Origin of the sequence: Proteus penneri, from assembly GCF_003144535.1 — a bacterium.
GTDB classification, from domain to species: Bacteria; Pseudomonadota; Gammaproteobacteria; order Enterobacterales; family Enterobacteriaceae; genus Proteus; species Proteus penneri.
In genome coordinates, this window is sequence record NZ_PHFJ01000009.1 from 149,696 (window position 1) to 172,155 (window position 22,460).

The following is a 22,460-nucleotide window of genomic DNA, read 5'->3' on the forward strand; positions in this document are numbered from 1 at the left end:
CTGATGTTTCATATATATCACTCAAATCAGTTGTCATTACTAAAGTCACTTATGGTGCACTTTATGCAGACCAGACCACTCTCTTCTCCCTTTGAACAAGAAGTGATCCTTGTACAAAGCCCCGGAATGTCTCAGTGGTTGCAAATCCAGCTTGCCGAAAGCTTGGGTATTGCTGCTAATATCCGTTACCCATTACCAGCAACCTTTATTTGGGAAATGTTTACGCGGGTGCTATCAGGTATACCTAAAGAAAGTGCTTTTTCTAAAGATGCCATGACATGGAAATTAATGGCATTATTACCTGAATATTTATCTCATGAAGAATTTAAACCGCTACTTCATTATCTTGATGATGATGAGGATAAACGTAAATTACACCAATTAGCAGGGCGTGTTGCTGACTTATTTGACCAATATTTGGTATATCGTTCAGATTGGTTAGCTTCGTGGGAAAAAGATGAATTGATAGAAGGGCTGAGTGAAAATCAGCGTTGGCAGAAAATATTGTGGGTAGCGTTACAGCAATACACAAAAGATCTCAATCAGCCCCAATGGCATCGTTCTAATCTTTATCAGCAATTTATTTCGACATTAAATGGTGCAAAAGAAGGAGAACTTCAACACTGTTTTCCACCCCGTATTTTTATTTGTGGTATTTCGGCATTACCGCAAGTTTATTTGCAGGCTCTGCAAGCTATTGGGCGTCATACAGAGATCTATTTACTCTTTACCAATCCTTGCCGTTACTATTGGGGCGATATTCAAGATCCTAAATTTCTTGCTCGGCTGAATAGTAGAAAACCTCGTCATTATCAGCAATTACATGAATTATCGTGGTTTAAAGATGAAAAAAATGCCTCATCATTATTTAATGAAGAGGGGGAGCAAAATATCGGTAATCCGCTATTAGCCTCATGGGGAAAATTGGGTAAAGATAATCTCTATTTTCTTTCTGAACTTGAGTATACCGATGTATTGGATGCTTTTGTTGATATTCCAAGAGATAATTTACTTCATCAATTGCAAGCTGACATTCTTGATTTAGAAGATTTTTCGCAATTAGGTACAACACTTGAAACTTATGAATGTAGTGAAAATAAACGTGTAATTTTACCAGATGATAACTCATTGACTTTTCATGCCAGTCATAGCCCTCAGCGTGAAGTAGAAGTACTACAAGATCAATTACTGCATTTATTAGAGCAAGATCCCGAATTATTACCACGTGATATTATTGTGATGGTTGCGGATATCGATAGCTATACACCTTATATTCAAGCGGTGTTTGGTAATGCACCTTCAGAACGTTATCTTCCTTTTGCAATTTCAGATAGAAAAGCTCGTCAAGCACACCCTGTATTACAAGCTTTTATTACGTTGTTAGAGCTTCCTCAAAGTCGGTTCACCGCAGAACAAGTATTAGCTTTACTTGAAGTTCCTGCTTTAGCTGGGCATTTCTCTATTTTTGAAAATGAACTAAAACTACTACGTCGTTGGGTCGATGAATCAGGCATACGTTGGGGATTGGATGATGAGAATGTGGCTTCATTCTTATTACCCATCACGGGTAAAAATACGTGGGAGTTTGGTTTACTGCGCATGTTGCTTGGTTATGCGATGGAAAGTGAAAATGGCCCTTGGAAAGGGGTCCTTCCTTATGATGAATCAAGTGGCTTAGTTGCTGAGCTTGCAGGATATCTCGCTGATTTTATTTATACATTAAGTGAGTGGCGTACACGTTTGAGTGAAACTCGCTCATTAGAAGCATGGCTAGAAGTTGGACAACAATTAGTTGATGCTTTTTTTGAATCTGATGAGGAAACGGAATTAGTTTTAGCGCTTATTATCCAGCAATGGCAAAAGGTGATTGAAAATGGACTGAAAGCGCAATATCAAAATGAAATCCCGCTAGTCCTTATTCGTGATGAATTAACCGTACGGTTTGATGATGAAAAAATCAGTCAGCGTTTTTTAGCGGGTAGCATTAATTTCTGTACGTTAATGCCTATGCGCTCTATTCCCTTTAAAGCGGTGTGTTTATTAGGCATGAACGACGGTATTTATCCTCGTAATATTCAGCCGTTAGGGTTTGATTTAATGGCGGAAAAACGCCGTCGTGGTGATAGAAAACGTCGTGATGATGACCGCTATTTATTCCTTGAAGCGCTTAGTTCAGCTGAAAAATACCTTTATATTAGTTATATCGGAAAATCGATACGGGACGATCGAGAATGTAACCCATCTGTATTAATCAAAGAGTTACAAGATTATATTGGGCAAAACTTCCGTTTGCCGGAAGATGGTGAACGCAATGTCGATGAAAGTGCGATTCGTATAAATCAGCATTTGTTAACACAACATAGCCGTGTTCCTTTTGCTCAAGAAAATTTCCGAATCGGTGCTTCTTTTCGCTCTTATGCTTCCGAATGGCTACCTGCTGCGAGTGGGCAGGGGGAGGTTCATCAATGTTTTACGGAAGCACTTAATGACGATGACACAATAGATAAAGTCTCAATTGACGAGCTTGCACGTTTTTATCGCCATCCTATTCGTGCTTTTTTCCAACAAAGATTAAAAACAAACTTTGTTATTGAAGAAACAGAATTACCTGAAGAAGAGCCATTTGTGATAAATGCGCTTCAACGTTATCTATTGAATCAATGGTTATTAAAAGCATTGATTGATCAAAGTTCAACAGAAGCTTTGTTTGAGCGTATCAAAGCCGCGGGACAACTTCCGGCGAGCGCATTTGGTCAAATTTATTGGGAGCAACAAATAGAAGAGTTACTCCCTTTAGCGGAAAAGATAAGAAGTGAACGATCAGCCACACATTCTGTCACATTAGAGCAAAGCTTTAGTGCAATGCCACTGATTGGCCGTTTAAATGAGGTACAAACTGATGGTTTATTACGCTGGCGACCTGCCAGCTTAACAGCTAATGATTTATTACAGCTTTGGATTGAGCACTTAGTTTATTGTTTAAAAGAGGGGACGGGCGAGAGCCGGTTTTACGGCAGAAAAGAGACTCAATGGTGTTTATTACCTGTTGATCCTGAATTTGCCTATTCAACATTAGACAATTTAATTAGTGATTATAAACAAGGGTTAAACAGCCCATTAGCGCTATTTGCGAAAAGTGGCTGGGCTTGGTTACAAGCTTGCTATGATAAAAAATCACAAGCGTTTTTACTTGATGATGAAGAGACACTAGAAAAAGCAGAATTAGTTCTAATGCAACATTTAACGGATAGTTATAATCGAGATGGTGAAATGAATGACATGTATGTTCAGCGTGCTTTCTCTCAATTAGACGAGCCTTTTTTACAAACAGTCAAGCAGACGGCATTAACAATATTTAAACCAATAATTCCATTTCTGAAAAAATAAGGGAGCTCATATCAGATGAGAAAATACTGCTCGCAACTAGGGATCATGTTGCTATTGATGCTACTGAGTATCAACAGTTTTGCTACTGATCCACTTTGGCAAGTATTGCCTGATAGTATTGAAAAAAGTGAGAGTGATCCACGGCAATATCAAGCGATTAAACTACCTAATGAAATGACCGTATTACTGGTTTCTGATGAAAAGGCAGTTAAATCATTAACGGCAGTTGCATTACCTGTTGGAGCATTAGAAGATCCGGATAGCCAGCAAGGTCTTGCGCACTATTTAGAACATATGGTGCTAATGGGATCGGCGAAATATCCCCAATCAGGCAGTATGTCTGAATTCTTACAAAAGAATGGTGGCTCTCATAATGCGAGTACAACGACCTATCGTACTGCATTCTATTTAGAAGTGGAAAATAGTGCTATTAATGAAGCAGTTGATCGCCTTGCTGATGCTTTAGCTGAACCCTTACTTGATCCTAAAAATGCCGATCGTGAGCGTAATGCGGTTAATGCTGAATTAACAATGGCGCGTGCGCGTGATGGTATGCGTTTTTGGCAAGTCAGGGCTGAAACTTTAAATCCATTACATCCAAGTTCTCGCTTTATGGGGGGGAATCTAGAGACATTAAGTGATAAACCAAATAGTAAGCTTCAAGATGAATTGATTAAATTCTATCAAAAACACTATTCTGGTAACTTAATGAATGGTGTTATTTATAGTAATAAATCACTTGATGAATTATCTAAATTAGCCGCAAACACTTTCGCTCGTATCCCGAATAAAAAGGCAGATGTGCCAGTCACCACAGTACCTGCTATGACGGATAAAGAAAAAGGGTTAATGATCCATTTAGTACCCGCTCAACCGCAAAAGACTTTACAAATTGAGTTTGGTATAGATAACAATATTGCTGATTTTCGTAGTAAATCTGATGAATATATTGGCTATTTAATCGGTAATCTTAGTGCAGGCACATTGGCAACATGGCTACAAGATCAAGGTTTAGCTGAAAGTATTAGTGCATCTTCAGAGCCTTATATCGATCGCAATCAAGGCTCATTTACGATTTATGTTGCGTTGACAGATAAAGGTTTAGCGCAAAAAGACAAAGTGATTTCCGCTATCTTTTCATACATTCGTTTAATTAAGACGGAAGGTATTAGCCAACGTTACTTTGATGAAATTGCGAATGTATTAGATCTCTCATTCCGTTATGGCTCTATTGTAAGAGATATGAATTACATAGAAGGTATTTCGGATATGATGTTGCGTTATCCAATCAAAAATATCCTCAATGCGGGTTATATTGCTGATAAGTATGAGCCTTCAGCTATTCTTTCTCGTCTTGATTCTCTTACACCAGAGAAAGCGCGTATTTGGGTAATAAGCCCTAATGAGCCGTCTAACAAACAAGCCTACTTTGTTAATGCCCCTTATCAGGTTGATAAAATCACAGATAAGCAATTAAAAACATGGCAGACATTATCGGATGATATTTCATTATCTCTGCCAGCACTTAACCCTTATATCCCTGATAACCTTTCTCTGATTGATGCGGATAGCAAAATCACCAAACCAGAATTGTTGTGGCAGGATAAAAGCGCTCGCTTGTTTTATATGCCATCACACTATTTCTCTGATGAGCCTAAAGCCAGTGTGACATTAAGTTTAGTGAATAAGGGAGCTGACATTACCGTTAAGCAACAAGTGACACAAACTTTAACGGATTATCTTGCTGGTTTAGCGTTAAGTGAATTATCTTACCAAGCTTCTGTTGCTGGAATGAATATCTCATCCTCATCAGGACAAGGCATTGATTTTTCAATGAATGGTTATACACAACATTTACCAGGACTCGTTAATGCTACACTGAAAAGCTATATGAGTTTCGAATCAACTCAAGAAGAGCTCGATCAAGCTAAATCTTGGTATCGTGAACAACTTGATGTGACTCATAACTTAAAAGCATTTGAAGAAGCTATGTTGCCGGCTCGTCGATTAAATACGATCCCGTATTATGAAGAAGCTGACAAACTCAAAGCATTAGAGTCAATTACACTGCAAGATATTATTGATAATCGCCGTGAAGTAATTAAAAACGCAGTACTTCAAGCGCTAATTATTGGTAACTTAACGCCAGAGCAAAGCCGCGATATCGCTAAATCTGCACACGAATTATTAGGTAATCAAGGTACAGAATACTGGATCGGTGAAACATTAGTATTCAATAAATTAAATGCGGTTGATTTCCAAAGTAAATCGAAGAGTACAGATAACGCATTAGGTGAGCTTTATATCCCAATAGGTTATAGCCGTCTTGAAGGTCAGGCAATTTCTTCAGTGTTAGCGTCTGTTATCAAACCTTGGTTTTATGATCAATTAAGAACAGAAGAACAGCTAGGTTATGCAGTATTTGCTTATCAAGGCACTATGGGTGAACAGTTTGGTCTAGGTTTCTTATTACAAAGTAATGCTAAACCGCCAGTTTACTTAAATGAACGTTATAACGCATTTTATCAGCAAGCCTATGAACGTTTGAAAAGAATGAGTGAAGCAGATTTTAATCAGTATAAGCAAGCAATTATTACTGAAGTTAAACAACCACCTCAAACGTTCTATGAAGAAGTTTCTCTTTATCGAAATGACTTCCATCGTAATAACTTAAAATATGATGGACGTGAAAAATTCTTAGCTGAGCTTAATAAAGTGACTTTAAAACAAGCTATTGAATTTTATGAAAAAGCAATTATAAAACCGAACGGATTTATTTTTGTCTCTCAAGTTATTGGTAAAGATGGCAAAGATGCTGATTACGCCGAAAATAAACAGTGGAAACGTTACGCCACAGTAAGCGAATTACAAAAAACTTTACCTATTGAGGAAATTAAAGAGTGAGTGAAGTGATACAGGCACAGCCACTAAACCCGTATACACTTCCGCTGTACCAAAGACGCCTCATTGAGGCGTCAGCAGGAACAGGGAAAACTTATACAATAGGGTTGTTGTATTTACGGTTGCTTCTTGGATTAGGCGGGGAGTCTGCATTTTACCGCCCTCTCAGTGTTGAAGAGATTTTAGTTGTGACATTCACGGATGCGGCGACAGATGAATTACGAGCACGTATTCGCAAAAATATTCATGAACTAAGACTTGCCTGTATTCGCCATGATGTTGAAAGTTGCAATGATACTTACCACGAATTACTTAAACAGATCCCTAATAAAGATCTGGCTGCATTATGGTTGCTTGAAGCAGAGCGCCAAATGGATGAGGCGGCTATTTATACGATTCATGGTTTTTGTCAGCGTATGTTGGCAAACAATGCATTTGAATCAGGCGTCTTGTTTGAACAAGTCTTGATCCAAGATGAATATGAACTCAAAAGGCGGGTATGTGCTGACTTCTGGCGCCGCCATTGTTATCCACTTTCTTATGATGTTGCTAATGCAGTAAGCCAGATTTGGTCTGGCCCTGAGCAACTGCTTTATGAAATACAGCCTTATTTACAAGGTGAAATGCCTGAAATCGAAGGTGTGGCATTAGACAGTGAAAATGAGTCAGTTAAAGAGCGTCATCAAGCGGTTATTGAAGCAATTAACAAGGTGAAAACGCGTTGGCATGCACATCAACATGAAATTGAAGCATGGATAACAGCTTCGGGTGTTGATAAACGTAGTTATAGCAGTCGTTTTTTACCTAAATGGATTGAAGAAATAACGTTGTGGGCGTCAACAGCAGAAACGAAAAGCTATCAATTACCAGATTGTTTGGTTCGTTTTTCGCAAGAAACGCTGAATGAGAAGAGCACAAAAGGCCCAGCACCAGAACATATTCTTTTTGTTGAAATTGAACGATTAACAAAGCAGAGCTTGACTCTGCGTGATGTTATTCTGCTCAATGCGATCCCTGAAATACGTCGAGGCATTGAAAATGAAAAGATGCGTCGCGGTGAAATGGGGTTTGATGATTTATTAACACGCTTAGATAGAGCATTGAAACGTGAAGGTGGTGAAGCTTTAGCACAAGCTATTCGTGAACGCTATCCAGTTGCAATGATTGATGAATTCCAAGATACAGATCCCCAACAATATCGTATTTTTGATGCGATTTATGGTGAGTATGAAAACAGTGGGTTGTTGTTTATCGGCGATCCTAAACAGGCAATTTATGCTTTCCGTGGTGCGGATATTTTTACTTATATTCAAGCCCGAAAGCAGACATCTCATCACTACACATTAAATACTAACTGGCGCTCTGCGCCGGGTATGGTGAATGCAGTTAACAAGCTTTTTATGCGTTCCAATGCTCCATTTCTATTTGAGCATATCCCTTTTATTGAAGTAAGCTCGGCTGAAAAAAACCAAGACATGGCCTTTGTTTACCATGACAAACCGATTTCACCTTTTAATTTTTGGCTTGCTGAAGGTGAAAGTGTTTCTACGGGAAATTATGAGCAAATTATGGCAGCACAATGTGCTGCACAAATTCGTGATTGGTTATCAGCAGGGGATCAGCAACAGGCTTGGCTGATCGAACAAGGTACAAAAAAAACGGTTACATCTGCTGATATTATGGTATTGGTGCGTAGCCGCAGAGAAGCGATACTGATCAGTGATGCATTGAATTTACTTTCAATACAGTCAGTATTCTTATCCAATCGTGAAAGTGTTTTTGAAACCAACGAAGCCAAAGATCTACTTTGGCTATTACAAGCGGTTGTAACACCTGAAAAAGAGCGAGTTTTAAGGGCTTCTTTAGCCAGCCGATTATTTGGGTTTAGCGCAAAGCAAATTGATGATTTGAACCGCAGTGAGGCACACTGGAATAGTTACGTGGAGAAGTTTGCTGATTATTATGTATTGTGGCAAAAGCGTGGTGTTTTACCAATGTTGCGCAAGATCATGATGGATAATCAAATTGCAGAAAATTTACTCGCAAGTATTGGTGGTGAACGCCGGCTTACAGATATCATGCATATTGGTGAACTATTACAAGAAACATCATTACAACTCGATAGTGAACATGCTCTTATTCGTTGGTTAGCACAACAGATTTCTCATCCTGATGCACAATCTGAAAACCAACAAATGCGTTTGGAAAGTGACCGAAATCTTGTACGAATTTGTACTATCCATAAATCTAAAGGTCTTGAATATCCGATTGTTTGTTTACCTTTTGCTTGTAATTACCAAGAGCAAAAAGGAGCGCTTTATCATGATAGAGAGAAATTTTACGCAAAATTAGATATTTTTAGCCGACCTGAAAGTTTACGCTTAGCGGATGAAGAACGCTTAGCTGAAGATTTACGCTTACTTTATGTGGCCTTAACGCGATCTAAATTTTGCTGTTATGTTGGTGTCGCTCCTCTTGTCAAAGGGAATAAACGTAAGTCAGGGCTGACTGATTTGCATAAAAATGCGTTAGGGTATTTATTACAGCAAGGCGAAGAAGGTAATAGTGAATTATTACATCAAGCAATTCATGCCTTATTAGATGATAATATCAGTGTTACAACGCTTGATAATATATCAGCGCATCGCTACCAGTCTCAATTAGCCCCTGAAACCAAACTTGAAGCTGCTATATTTAAACGTCAGATCCATGATAATTGGCGTATAACAAGTTATTCAGGATTAACCTATCAGCATTCAAATCGTCATTATCATTTTGATTTAGGTGATATTGAGTCTTTGGTGCAATCTATCGCACCGGGACTTGATACAGATGCTAAAGGTGAGAAACGACAAGGAGAGGTTGATGAAAATTCTATTCATCATTTCCCGCGTGGTGCAGTCGCAGGAACGTTCTTACATAGTTTGCTGGAAGTATTAGATTTTTCGCAACCTATTGATGAACAGTGGATGCAAGGACAATTGAGCGTTCAAGGTTTTGATGAAAAGTGGGCTCCCCTTTTAGTTACTTGGATGGAAACACTGTTTCATACACCGCTTAATTCTCAAGGATTGTGTCTTGCTGATATCCCAAAATCACAACAACTTGATGAATTACAATTCTATTTACCTATTGAAAAAGAACTATCATCAACCCAATTGACCCAGTTAATTAGTCAGTTTGATCCTCTATCAAGACATTGTCCGGCTCTGCAATTTCAACAAGTAGAAGGGATGCTTAAAGGCTTTATTGACTTAGTCTTTTCTTGGGAAGGTAAATACTATGTTGTGGATTATAAATCGAATTGGTTAGGTGAATCGAGTGAGGATTACACACAAGAAGCGATGATGAATGCAATGATGGATCATCGCTACGATTTACAATATCAACTCTATACCTTAGCGTTACATCGTTTTTTACAACAGCGCATCCCTGATTATGATTACAAAAGCCACTTTGGTGGAATTTATTACCTCTTTTTACGTGGAATAGACAAAGCGCACCCTGGAAATGGTGTTTATGTCTATTTACCTGATGAAGCTTTTGTTTTGGCATTAGATTCACTATTTACAGGGCAAAGTAGCAAACCCGATGTAGTCGGTGAGAAATAAAAATGATCAAACTCTTAGAACAAGCGATTACACAAAATTTATTACGACCTTTAGATCTTCGATTTGCACAAATGCTGGTTGAAGATGAAAACCCTATTTTACTGTTTGTATTTGCTTATTTGAGTGCTCAAACTGGAGCGGGTCATGTTTGTTTACCATTGAATATTATTCAGAAAGATCAATTATTCGATGGTAGACAAAAAGAGTTTGCACTAGAGATTTGGCAAAAAATGGGTAAGCCTTCTGCTAAAAAGATAGTAGAAGAGTTGACTCATTGTCATTGCGTTAATCAAAGTCGCGATGATCCCTCTTTTCCTATTATTTTAGATAATGAATATCTTTATCTACAAAGAATGTGGAGCTATGAAGAGAAAGTTGCTCAGTTTTTTAGGCGAGAGCAGGCTATTGTTGATATTGATGAAAATGAATTAATTAAAGTGCTCAACCAACTTTTTCCAGCAACGAAAGAAAATCAAGAAACAAATTGGCAAAAAGTGGCTGCCAGCGTTGCTATCACTAGCCCCATTTCCATTATTTCTGGCGGTCCAGGAACGGGAAAAACGACAACAGTTGCTAAAATTTTAGCCGCTTTTGTGATGCTCACATCGAATGAAAAGCCGATTATTCAATTAGCCGCTCCTACAGGTAAAGCGGCAGCGAGATTAACGGAATCTTTAGGTAACGCCTTAGCACAACTTAATTTAAGTGAAGAAGAAAATAAATGGATGCCAAAGCAGGCGCAAACTATTCATCGCTTATTAGGTGCTCAGCCTGAAAGTCAGCAAGTGCGCTACCATAAAGATAACCCATTACAGCTTGATATTTTAGTTGTTGATGAAGCCTCAATGGTTGATTTACCTATGATGGCGCGTTTGATTGATGCACTTCCATTAAAATGTCACGTTATTTTCTTAGGAGATAAAGACCAACTTGCTTCTGTTGAGGCGGGGGCTGTATTAGGTGATATTTGTCGTTTTTCTGAAGATGGCTTCAGTCAAAAAAGATTTGATCAGATTAATCACTTAACCCAAGGTGAATTGGTTAAATCGACGGATACTATTCCAGTTTCTCAAACCCCAGTATCTGTCGTCAGTGATTCTCTGTGTCTATTACGTAAAAGCTATCGTTTTGGTGAAGATTCAGGCATAGGGCAACTGGCTTTTGCGGTTAATAAAGGGCAGACCAAAACAGCGATTACATTGCTAAAAAAAGCAGAGATTAGCCCACAACAGCTTGAAATAGTATTAGAGCATCAAGATGTGAGCTTTATTGCTTTGGAATCAAAAGAAAGTTATTTACTGATGATTCAAGATGCCGTTAATGCCTATCGAGAATATCTCACATTAGTTTCCCAAAAAGCCTCACCTGATATTATTCTTAATGCATTTAACCAATACCGTTTATTGTGTGCACGAAGAGAAGGCCCTTTTGGTGTAAGTGGGTTAAATGACAGAATTGAAATGTTATTGCATCGCCAGCGATTGATCCGCCGTCCTACAAATAGTTATCAAAGTGATTATATTGGACGACCTATTATGATCCAAAGAAATGACAGTACATTAGGTCTGTTTAATGGTGATATTGGCATTATGCTCAATAATGATGAAGGTGAAATGAAGGCTTTTTTTCAGCTACCTGATGGAAAATTGAAAGCGATCCAACCGAGTCGATTACCACAACATGAAACCGCATATGTAATGACCGTGCATAAATCACAAGGTTCTGAATTTACCCATACAGCGTTAGTACTACCCGATAAATTTTCACCTGTTGTTAGTCGTGAATTGCTGTATACCGCATTAACACGCGCTAAAAAGAAGCTTTCTCTATATGCTTCAGAGTCTATGGTGAGAATGGCAATACAAACACGTATTCAACGTCGAAGTGGATTAATTGATAAATTACGTTATTAGCTGTTAGTTAATGATAGAAAATAAAAAGACAGGCATTGAGAGGGCTCCTGTCTTTTTTATGCTTATTAATTACTCTTTACGTAAGTCTAAAATTAAAATTTTAGAACGACGTTGGTAATTATAAAGTGCTTGTTTTTCAATCGGTAGCTTATCAATTTCGGCAGGTTCAAATCCTTTTTCTTGAAACCAGTGTATGCTACGAGTTGTTAGAACAAACAGCTTTTCCAATCCTAATTGCTTAGCATGTGCTGAGATACGTTGTAGTAAAACCTCACCACGACAAGAGCTTCGATAATCTGGATGTACTGCAACACACGCCATTTCACCAATTTTTTCTGATGGATAAGGGTACAGTGCGGCACAGGCTATAGTCATATTATCGCGTTCAATAATAGTGAATTGGTCAATTTCAATTTCTAATTGTTCTCTTGAACGTCTGACTAAAATACCTTGCTGTTCTAATGGGCGAATAAGTTCGAGTATGCCACCAATATCATTAATATTTGCTCTACGAACTTTCTCTGCACTTTCCATGACGATTTGAGTACCAATACCATCACGAGAGAATAATTCTTGAATAAGCGCACCATCAGATTGATAACTTAGTAAGTGGCTACGTTCTACACCTCGACGACAGGCTTTAACCGCACCTCGCAAGAATCTTACTGTGCCTGAGTGGTAATCACCTTCTGTTTGTAGCTCTAGAATTTTATCTTCAGCTTGATTAGGTAGCAGTTCAGAAACAATGTGGCCTTCTTCATCGGCAACACCTTGAAATGAGCAAAAACCAATCAGTTTTTGTGCTTTAAGTTTGATTGCAAGCTGTGTTGCCACTTCTTCTGAGGTGAGATTAAAACTTTCACCGGTAACAGACACTGCAACAGGGCCAATTAATACAATAGCATTACTGTCTAACTGGCGATGAATAGCTTCTTCATCAATACGACGAATTTTCCCGCTATGACAGTAATCAACGCCATCATCAACCCCTAATGGTTGCGCGATAACAAAGTTACCACTGACAACATTAATATGAGCACCTTGTAATGGAGTATTGCTTAAACTCATTGATAGGCGAGCCGTAATATCGAGTTGCAATGTACCCGCAGCTTGTTTAACGATTTCTAAGGTTTTGCTATCTGTGATACGTGTATACTTATGATAAATAGGAGGTATTTTTTGTACTTCAAGAGTCGCATCAATTTGTGGGCGAGCACCATAAACCACCACTAAACGAATACCTAGGCTGTGTAACAACCCAATATCATTAATGATGGATGGGAAATTTTCGTGAGCAATGGCTTCGCCACCCAACATAATGACAAATGTTTTGCCTCTATGTGCATTAATATACGGAACCGAGTGGCGGAATCCATCGACCAATTCGGTGCTACGCTCTTTCATAAAACCCTCTCAAGTGAATTTTTATTCGTATTTAATGTATTTTTATTCTTTTTGGGGAGGAATGGCAAGTAAAATCCTATCTTATTGTTTTCCCTGAAGGCAGAATATTCGTGTAAAAGTGAGTAATTGTGCTGTTTTTAAGTGACAGTGAAGTGTGGATTGGGTAAAGTTTTTTGTTCTTAACTTTTTTTATCTCTTTTTAGAGTTTATTGGCGTTAATCGTTTTTTTGGAATATTTTCATGAGTCATTCTGAGCACAATCAAACTCGTCGTCGTCTTGTTAAAGGAATTGGCGCGTTATTATTGTTAAGTGTTAGTCCTGTTGGTTTTGCTGCCACAGCATCTATTGTTGCTGTGAGGGTTTGGCCTGCCTCGACTTATACTCGCGTGACTATAGAATCCAGTACCCCACTGAAATATCGTCAGTTTGCATTATCAAATCCTGAACGTATTGTGGTGGATTTAGAAGGTATTCAACTTAATAGCGTGCTGAAAGGTGTCGCTAATCAGGTTCAGACTAGCGATCCGTATTTAAAGCTTATTCGCGTTGGTCAAAATACACCTAAAACAGTACGACTGGTATTTGAAGTAAAAACGCCTGTACAACCACAAATGTTTACGCTTAAACCTGTGGCTGAATTTAAAAACCGTTTGGTGTTAGATTTCTATCCAAGCCATGGTGCTGACACGGAAGACGATCCTCTCTTAGCACTATTGCGTGAATATAACGACGGTGATTTACAACAAGCAGTGCCAGCACAAACTGATACCCGTAAACCGGGTAGAGCAGGGCGAGATAGACCTATTATTATCATGATCGACCCAGGCCATGGTGGAGAAGATCCTGGGGCAATTGGTAAATATAAAACACGTGAAAAAGATGTGGTTTTACAAATTGCTCGTCGCTTAAGAACGCTTATTGATAAAGACGCCAAAATGAAGGCGTATATGACACGTAATGAAGATGTGTTTATTCCATTGACAGTGCGTGTTGCTAAAGCGCGAAAAATGCAGGCAGATTTATTTGTTTCTATCCATGCGGATGCGTTTACAAACCGTTCAGCAAGAGGTTCATCTGTTTTTGCATTATCAAAAACGGGCGCAACCAGTAATACGGCACGTTATCTTGCTCAAACACAAAATGAGTCTGACTTAATTGGTGGGGTGAGTAAAAGTGGCGATCGCTATGTAGACCATGCAATGCTCGATCTCGTACAAACTGCGACTATTAATGACAGCTTAAAATTTGGTAGCGAAGTGCTTAAGCTATTAGGTGGTATTAATAAACTGCATAAAAATAAAGTCGATCAGGCCGGTTTTGCGGTATTAAAAGCGCCTGAGATCCCCTCTATTTTAGTAGAGACTGCCTTTATCAGTAATATCGAAGAAGAGAAGAAACTGAAAACGGCTAAATTCCAGCAACAAATTGCAGAATCTATTTTCAAAGGGATCAAAGCTTATTTCGCTAATGGCGGTGAATTAACGTTAGCTGATCGTAGCTAATCTTTTTCTATATTCTTTTCTTATATTCCAGTGGAAAGCCAATATCATGCGCTTTCTATTGGCGTTTTTTATTGTATTTTAAGTGTAATAAATCTATCTAACACAATGGGTTATTGAGATAAAAGAAATTTAATGTAGTAAATTTATGAGTGAGAAGATTAGATTTGTAAATTAAGAGGAAAAGTAAAATAAGAAGAAATTTTGAAAAGAAATTGGTTGCGGGAGCTGGATTTGAACCAACGACCTTCGGGTTATGAGCCCGACGAGCTACCATGCTGCTCCATCCCGCGACTGAATTGTTGTTTATAGAATTGGTTGCGGGAGCTGGATTTGAACCAACGACCTTCGGGTTATGAGCCCGACGAGCTACCATGCTGCTCCATCCCGCGACTGATACTATAACTTACTGCTTTGTGAATTGGTTGCGGGGGCCAGATTTGAACTGACGACCTTCGGGTTATGAGCCCGACGAGCTACCAAGCTGCTCCACCCCGCGTCTCCACAGAGGGGCACTATACTCAGGATCTGCCGAGTTGCAAGTTTTTTATGAAATTTTTACAGTTTTCTTTTAAAAACGGTCAGAAATAACACATCAAGATGCAAATTTAGGCAGTTATACTCGTCATGCTTCAAATTATTTAGCGTATATACTTGATGTTTAAAAGTCATATTGATTGGGTGATAATAGAAAGCCTTAACAATTAGTATAATCGTATATTTATTGATTTTGCTTTGGTATCTTTCTAACTCAAAATCGACACTCAAATTTAGTTATTAAGCGGGTCAAAAATGGTTACTTGGCGAAAATCGTTAATTTTAGGTATGTTAGCGCTTGCCTTGACAGGATGTCATCGTCCAACAGAGCAAGGGCAACAGTATAAAGATGGAAAGCTTAAGCAAGATCTCATTGAAGTAAGTTCGCCAAACACACAAGGTACACCGATTAATGGCCCTGATTACTTACAACAAGTAAGTCAGATAAACCAAACATCATCTCGTTTGTATAATAGCAACAAAGAGACTTATCAGGCGGTTGAAAACTGGCTACGTTCTGGTGCAGATACTCGTCAATTACGTCAATTTAATCTTTCTGCATTTCAAATGGAAGGGGTTGATAACTACGGTAATGTTCAATTTACTGGTTATTATACGCCAGTCCTTGAAGCTCGTTTAACACGACAAGGTGAATTCCAATATCCTCTTTATAGAATGCCTACTAATAATCGTTCAAAATTGCCTTCTCGTGCTGCTATTTATAATGGTGCATTAAGCCCATCTTTAATTGCAGCGTACAGTAACTCCATTATGGATAATTTTATGATGGAAGTTCAGGGAAGTGGTTATGTTGATTTCGGTGATGGTAAACCTTTAACGTTCTTTGGTTATGCAGGGAAAAACGGACACCCTTATCGTAGTATTGGCAAAGTACTTATTGATAATGGCGAAGTAGAAAAAAAAGATATGTCGATGCTCGCTATTAGAGATTGGGCTGATAAGCACAATGATGCTGAAGTGAGAAAATTATTAGAAGAAAACCCATCGTTTGTTTTTTTCAAACCAGAACCGTTTACCCCTGTTAGAGGTGCCAGTGCTATCCCACTTGTTGCACTTGCCTCTGTGGCTTCTGACAGAAGTATTATTCCAGCCGGAACGGTGTTACTTGCTGAAATTCCTGTACTTGATAATACGGGTAAATTTACAGGTGAATATCAAATGCGTTTAATGGTGGCATTAGATGTAGGCGGAGCAATTAAAGGCCATCATTTCGATATTTATCATGGAATTGGTAAAGATGCTGGCCATATGGCAGGTTTCTATAATCATTATGGGCGTGTTTGGGTATTAAAAAAATCACAGCTTAACTTGCTAAATCCTTCATCATAAAACGATTTACTCTTTATCTGCTCGTTATAAACGGTAAAATTATACACACGACATGGCTATTAATATGAATAGCCATGATTATTTCTGTTATTTAGGTTGTTATCGCACCATGCAAAATTCATTATCAGATTCATATTTACAACGCTTTTCTGGGATCGGGCGACTCTATGGGCAAAAAGCATTGTCTTATTTTGCTCAGGCCCATATCTGTGTCGTGGGTATAGGTGGGGTCGGTAGTTGGGCGGCTGAAGCATTAGCACGCAGTGGTATTGGTGCTATCACCTTAATTGATATGGATGATGTGTGTGTGACGAACACTAATCGTCAAATACATGCGTTGAAAGAAAGCGTGGGGCAGCCCAAATGCGACGTGATGAAACAACGTATTTTAGAAATCAACCCAGAATGCAAAGTGACCAGTATTGATGACTTTATCACAGTTGATAATGTTGCTGAAATGATGAATAACAACTTCGATTATGTCATTGATGCTATTGATAGTGTAAGGCCAAAAGCTGCATTATTAGCGTATTGTCGCCGTTATAAAATTCCAGTGATCACCACGGGTGGTGCTGGTGGGCAAATTGATCCAACCCAAATTCAAGTGGTTGATTTAGCAAAAACAATTCAAGATCCTTTAGCGGCTAAATTAAGAGAGCGTTTGAAATCTGATTTTAATGTTGTAAAAAATAGTAAGGGGAAATTAGGGATCGACTGTGTTTTCTCAACAGAACAGTTAGTTTATCCACAAGGCGATGGTACGGTTTGTGCGGCAAAAAGTACGGCGGATGGTGTGAAACGAATGGATTGTTCAGCCGGTTTTGGTGCTGTAACGATGGTAACGGCGTCATTTGGTTTTATTGCGGTGTCTCATGCATTGAAGAAGATGCTAGCGAAGGCTCAACGTACTCGTCATATTTGAAGTTGTCGTGTTGTTGACGGTGCTCCATCGCACTAGTCGCATACTGATGCTCCTAGTGACTCATTTACTTGTCGCCTAGCTACATATTGAATTATTTAGAGTATAAAACTTAATACTGTGAGGTAAGTGATTTTAATCGTTTGATAATCGCATTCACGCCGTCCGTGCGAGATTGGCTAATTTGATTAGCCAATCCTAATTGATCAAAAATAGCTAACATATCGATATCAGCTATTTCTTGCGCTGTTTTATTTTCAACAGCGGTTAAAATAATAGTCAATAAGCCTTTTACAATACGACCATCACTATCACCATAAATATGGTATTTGCCGTCATTATTTAATTCGACACCTAACCACACTCTGTTCTCACATCCCTTGATCTCTTTTTCTGTTGTTTTTAATTCATCAGGTAATGCGGGTAATTTACGTGAGAGTTGAATTAATTGACGATATTTGTCTTCCCACGCTTTTAATTTTTGGAAATCATTAAGTAATGCTTCTAAAGTGATTTCATGACCAAATGGGTGCTGAGTTGCAAGCAGAGGTGTGTTGTTATTCATTTCAATTATTCATCTTTTAAGAGTGTTAGAGCAAATTTAACGGCATTAATAAAAACATCAATATCAGCGTGTTGATTATAAGGCATAAAAGAAATGCGTAAACAGCCTGAAATGTTTAATGAATCAATAAGAGGCTGTGCGCAGTGTTGCCCTGTGCGTAATGCAATACCTTTCTCTGTGATTAATGTTGCTAAATCACTATGATGAACACCTTCGAAATTGAAGGAAACAACCGATGAATTGGCCGCTCGATAACTAATAAAACCATTTAACTCACTGAGACGTTTTTCTGCTTCTTTTGCAAGCTCAAGAGCATATTGATTAGCCTGATGCATATTTTGTTTTTCTAACCATGCTAATGTGGCTGAAAATGCAATAACACCTGCAACATTAGGTGTTCCCGCTTCAAAGCGTTGAGGAATAGCGGCTGGAGTAAACCCATCAAATGTGACGTGAGCTAGCATCTTTCCACCACCATGCCAAGGAGCCATATCTTCTAAATATTTTCGTTTGCCATAACAAACACCTAATCCATTAGGGCCATAGAGTTTATGAGCGGAAAAAACATAGAAATCGATATCAAGTGCTGTGACATCCGTTGGGTGATGCGCAATACCTTGCGCACCATCGACAACCAATAAGCAATTATCATGTTGATGAACGCATTGAGACACCTTATCTAATGCAATTTGAGCACCTGTTACATTCGACATTTGGCTAACAGCAACAATTCGTGTCCGCTTATTGATTAAAGCATTTAAGCTATTAATTGAAGGTAAAAAATGATCCTCAATTGCCCAGCGGATCACTCGTGCGCCCGTTTGTTCGGCCAGTATCAACCAAGGAATAAGGTTTGCATGATGTTCTTGCTCACTAACAATTATTTCATCACCAGCTTGTAAGCGTGGACGAAAATAGCCTTGAGCAATCAGGTTGAGTGATTCTGTGGTGCCTTTTGTCCAAATAATCGTATCACTATCAGCACTATTGATTAATTTGGCAACTTGTTGACGCGTCCCCTCATATTGTTGCGTTGTTTCCCTAGCATGCTGATATTGGCTACGGTGTACCGTTGCAAAATTGTGGCGATAAAAATTATCGGAGGCTTCTATCATCGCAAGAGGCTTTAATGCCGTAGCTGCGCTATCAAGATACACTGTGTTTGCTTCAAGAGCAGGAAATTGTTGTCGAAATAATTCAGGGGAAAATACGTTCATAATTATGCTGTGTTGGTAGATGAATAACGTTTCGTCATTTGTAGTAAAAATAGGGCGTATAGATTATACGGTTAATTATATTTATTTATAATGAAAAACTAAGAACATCCGTTTATAGCATGATAGTGCGCCCATAATAACACGATAAAGATGGCGAAAATTCGCTCAATAAAAAATCACAGATAGTAGATTTATCATATGTTTTTTCTTTAATTTAATCATGTTAAAGAGAATATGATGCATTTTTCAGAACATTGACAATAAATTTATTGTGAAGAAAAGATGAAAACATCAAAAGTGAGTGTGTAGAAGATGAAAAGTTAGATAAAAATAGGGAATAAAAAAAGCACCGCCTTGGCGGTGCACTATAAAATCACTATGGACAGACAGGGTAAATGTACAGGAAGTGAAAAAAAACAGTAGCATCAGCTACTAAGTCTGGAATTTCCAGACAACTTGCAAACACAACATCACAACCACAAAGCCAAAAGTTTTGCAGTATTACTACTACACAACTTTTCGTTCCGGCTTAGGAAGTGCGCTTACTATAGGTATTTACTGGCTAATCATCAAGGGACAATTTATAATGCTTCGCATAAAAAAAACTAATGATGAAAGTTAGGGTCTACTAATAGCCAAAATAGGGGTTTAAGAACCGAATATGTCTAAACGTTTACCGCCATTAAATGCGCTTAGGGTTTTTGATTCAGCGGCACGTCATTTAAGTTTTACTAAAGCCGCTGAAGAATTATTTGTGACACAAGCAGCAGTGAGCCACCAAATTAAAACATTAGAAGAATTCCTTGGGCTAAAATTATTTAGAAGGCGTAACCGTTCTCTTTTATTAACGGAAGAAGGGCAGAGTTATTACCTCGATATTAAGGAAATTTTTTCATCAATTAACGAGGCAACTCGCAAATTATTAGCTAGAAGCGCGAAAGGCGCACTTACCGTTAGCCTTTCTCCAAGTTTTGCGATTCAATGGTTAGTACCTCGGTTATCTGGTTTTAACCAAGCTTATCCGGGAATTGATGTGCGAATTCAAGCTGTTGATAGAGAAGAAGATAAATTGGCTGATGATGTTGATGTCGCCATTTTTTATGGTCGAGGTAATTGGACTGGGTTGCGTACAGACCGCCTTTATGCAGAATATTTAATTCCTGTTTGTGCACCATCTTTACTTACAGGTGAAAAACCACTAAAAACCCCATCCGATCTGATTTATCATACACTGCTACATGATACATCTCGTCGAGATTGGCAATCTTATGTACGCCAATTAGAGATACAAAATCAGATAAATGTGCAGCAAGGCCCTATTTTTAGCCATAGTTCAATGGTGATACAGGCTGCTGTACATGGACAAGGTGTTGCATTGGTTAATAATGTCATGGCACGTAGTGAAATAGAATCAGGTCGATTAGTAAGACCTTTTCCAGATGTCCTTGTTAGTAAAAATGCATTTTATTTAGTTTGCCAAGATAGTCAGGCTGAATTGGGTAAGATTGCGGCTTTCCGCCAATGGATTTTATCTCAAGCAGCGAATGAGCAAGAAAAGCTGGGTTTACTAACATCATCTTAATATTGCGATTGGCAAATATCTTCTAGAGAGGAAGGAATAAACAGTGAATAGTCGTACATTGCTTATGTTTTCCGCGATTAGTGGCTTCTTTTATGTTGCTTTTGGTGCATTTGCAACTCATAAGCTTGCACCTCATTTATCGCCACAACATTGGGAATACATTCAGTTAGCGATGCGCTACCAAATCGTCCATACCTTATTACTTGTCGGAATTGCGGCAATGTTAATGCGTAAAACCATTTTATGGTTTTATTGGGCGGGTATTTTCTTTGGTGTTGGTATTCTACTTTTCAGTGGTAGCCTTTATTGTATGGCGCTAACACAAGTTAGATTGTTATCTTATTTTACGCCAATTGGTGGATTTAGTTTTCTTATTGGTTGGGCATTAATTTTTATTGGCGCTTTGCGTCTAAGGGCACCGGCGTCTCGCCATGAATAAAGTTGCATTATATTGTCGCCAAGGTTTTGAAAAAGAGTGCGCGGCTGAGATTACGGATAAAGCAGGTCAAATCGGCGTTTATGGCTTTCCTCGTGTTAAAGAAGGAAGTGGTTATGTGATCTTTGAATGTTACCAAGAAGGTGATGCAGATAAGATTGCGCGTGATGTGAGTTTCCGTGAATTAATTTTTGCTCGTCAGATGTTTGTGACAGGTGAATTACTTAAAGATTTACCACCAGAAGATAGAATTACACCGATTGTTGGAATGCTAAAAGGTGCTGTTGAAAAAGCAGGTGAACTTCGAGTTGAAGTTGCAGACACTAACGAAAGCAAAGAATTATTAAAATTCTGCCGTAAATTTACGGTGCCATTACGTAATCATTTACGTAATGAGAAAATATTGTTGAAAGTAGAGAACTTTAGCCGTCCTGTTGTTCATGTGTTTTTTATTGCGCCGGGATGTTGTTATGTTGGCTATTCCTATAGTTTTAATAATTCCCCATTTTATATGGGTATTCCTCGATTAAAATTCCCATCAGATGCGCCAAGTCGTTCGACATTAAAACTTGAAGAAGCATTTCATATTTTCATTCCTTATGAGGAGTGGGAAGAGCGTTTAGCAAGTGGAATGAAAGCGGTCGATTTAGGTGCATGCCCCGGTGGTTGGACATATCAATTAGTAAAACGCAGTATGATGGTGCATGCTGTTGATAATGGGCCAATGGCACAATCTTTAATGGATACAGGGCAAGTTCGTCATCACCAAGTTGATGGTTTTAAATTTGAACCTACCTCTAAAAATATCACATGGCTTGTTTGCGATATGGTTGAAAAACCAGCTAAAGTTGCTGCATTAATGACAACTTGGATTGCTAATGAATGGTGTCGTGAAGCTATCTTTAACTTAAAATTGCCAATGAAAAAGCGTTATGAAGAAGTCTCTCATATCCTTGACAAAATAAAGTCAGAATTAGCGGAAAAAGGGATTAACGTTAAGATCCAAGCTAAGCATCTTTATCATGATAGAGAAGAGATAACAGTTCATATACAAAATATTTGGGCCGCTTATCGACCCGACCGTGAATTCTAAAAACGTTCAAATTACATCGATTTATTGATAACGATAAAAGGCTAA

General features: G+C 38.5%; 13 protein-coding genes and 3 tRNA genes. 10 read left to right on the top strand and 6 right to left on the bottom strand.

Annotation, left to right across the window (positions count from 1 at the left end; all coding sequences use genetic code 11):
* Positions 1–3: 3 nt before the first annotated feature.
* Genes recC through recD form a run of 4 tightly spaced genes read left to right on the top strand, consistent with a single transcriptional unit; the run spans position 4 to position 11,812 of the window.
* Positions 4–3,387 (top strand): exodeoxyribonuclease V subunit gamma, encoded by a 3,384-nt coding sequence (gene recC, locus CUB63_RS11835; protein ID WP_109848104.1) that lies wholly within the window; start codon positions 4–6, stop codon positions 3,385–3,387.
* A 15-nt stretch (positions 3,388–3,402) separates the two neighbouring features.
* Positions 3,403–6,291, top strand: coding sequence for a pitrilysin (gene ptrA, locus CUB63_RS11840; protein WP_109848105.1), 2,889 nt, complete (start codon positions 3,403–3,405; stop codon positions 6,289–6,291).
* Positions 6,288–9,899 (top strand): exodeoxyribonuclease V subunit beta, encoded by a 3,612-nt coding sequence (gene recB, locus CUB63_RS11845; RefSeq protein WP_109848106.1) that lies wholly within the window; start codon positions 6,288–6,290, stop codon positions 9,897–9,899. The genes ptrA and recB overlap by 4 nt, the downstream gene beginning before the upstream one ends.
* Before the next feature lie 2 nt (positions 9,900–9,901).
* Positions 9,902–11,812 (top strand): exodeoxyribonuclease V subunit alpha, encoded by a 1,911-nt coding sequence (gene recD / locus CUB63_RS11850; RefSeq protein WP_109848107.1) that lies wholly within the window; start codon positions 9,902–9,904, stop codon positions 11,810–11,812.
* A 69-nt stretch (positions 11,813–11,881) separates the two neighbouring features.
* Here the strand turns inward: recD and argA are convergent, their stop codons facing one another.
* Positions 11,882–13,216 (bottom strand): amino-acid N-acetyltransferase, encoded by a 1,335-nt coding sequence (argA, locus tag CUB63_RS11855; protein ID WP_109848108.1) that lies wholly within the window; start codon positions 13,214–13,216, stop codon positions 11,882–11,884.
* A 240-nt stretch (positions 13,217–13,456) separates the two neighbouring features.
* Between argA and amiC the strand changes: the two genes are divergently transcribed.
* Positions 13,457–14,719, top strand: a complete 1,263-nt coding sequence (gene amiC, locus CUB63_RS11860; RefSeq protein WP_072064277.1) for an N-acetylmuramoyl-L-alanine amidase AmiC — start codon at positions 13,457–13,459, stop codon at positions 14,717–14,719.
* Between the two features lie 213 nt (positions 14,720–14,932).
* Here amiC and CUB63_RS11865 read toward each other — a convergent pair.
* The 3 genes from CUB63_RS11865 to CUB63_RS11875 form a co-directional block, all read right to left on the bottom strand.
* Positions 14,933–15,009, bottom strand: a tRNA-Met gene (locus CUB63_RS11865).
* Between the two features lie 22 nt (positions 15,010–15,031).
* Positions 15,032–15,108: transfer RNA gene (locus tag CUB63_RS11870), tRNA-Met, on the bottom strand.
* Positions 15,109–15,138: 30 nt separating this feature from the next.
* A tRNA-Met gene (locus CUB63_RS11875) sits at positions 15,139–15,215 on the bottom strand.
* A 293-nt stretch (positions 15,216–15,508) separates the two neighbouring features.
* Between CUB63_RS11875 and mltA the strand changes: the two genes are divergently transcribed.
* Positions 15,509–16,603: a murein transglycosylase A gene (gene mltA, locus CUB63_RS11880; RefSeq protein ID WP_006535933.1), complete on the top strand. Its 1,095-nt coding sequence runs from the start codon at positions 15,509–15,511 to the stop codon at positions 16,601–16,603.
* Positions 16,604–16,712: 109 nt separating this feature from the next.
* Positions 16,713–17,525 (top strand): tRNA cyclic N6-threonylcarbamoyladenosine(37) synthase TcdA, encoded by an 813-nt coding sequence (gene tcdA, locus CUB63_RS11885; RefSeq protein ID WP_006535932.1) that lies wholly within the window; start codon positions 16,713–16,715, stop codon positions 17,523–17,525.
* A gap of 109 nt (positions 17,526–17,634) precedes the next feature.
* On the opposite strand, the gene csdE is transcribed toward tcdA, so the two are convergent.
* Complete coding sequence (gene csdE, locus CUB63_RS11890) at positions 17,635–18,087, bottom strand: cysteine desulfurase sulfur acceptor subunit CsdE (protein WP_109848109.1); 453 nt, start codon at positions 18,085–18,087, stop codon at positions 17,635–17,637.
* A gap of 5 nt (positions 18,088–18,092) precedes the next feature.
* Positions 18,093–19,304, bottom strand: coding sequence for a cysteine desulfurase CsdA (gene csdA, locus CUB63_RS11895; RefSeq protein ID WP_109848110.1), 1,212 nt, complete (start codon positions 19,302–19,304; stop codon positions 18,093–18,095).
* Between the two features lie 661 nt (positions 19,305–19,965).
* Between csdA and CUB63_RS11900 the strand changes: the two genes are divergently transcribed.
* From CUB63_RS11900 to rlmM, 3 genes are read left to right on the top strand one after another with little or no spacing between them, the layout of a single operon-like run.
* Positions 19,966–20,886 (top strand): transcriptional regulator GcvA, encoded by a 921-nt coding sequence (locus tag CUB63_RS11900; RefSeq protein ID WP_109848111.1) that lies wholly within the window; start codon positions 19,966–19,968, stop codon positions 20,884–20,886.
* Between the two features lie 43 nt (positions 20,887–20,929).
* Positions 20,930–21,325 (top strand): DUF423 domain-containing protein, encoded by a 396-nt coding sequence (locus CUB63_RS11905; protein ID WP_036913817.1) that lies wholly within the window; start codon positions 20,930–20,932, stop codon positions 21,323–21,325.
* Positions 21,318–22,415: a 23S rRNA (cytidine(2498)-2'-O)-methyltransferase RlmM gene (gene rlmM, locus CUB63_RS11910; protein ID WP_109848112.1), complete on the top strand. Its 1,098-nt coding sequence runs from the start codon at positions 21,318–21,320 to the stop codon at positions 22,413–22,415. The genes CUB63_RS11905 and rlmM overlap by 8 nt, the downstream gene beginning before the upstream one ends.
* The last annotated feature ends 45 nt before the right edge of the window (positions 22,416–22,460 follow it).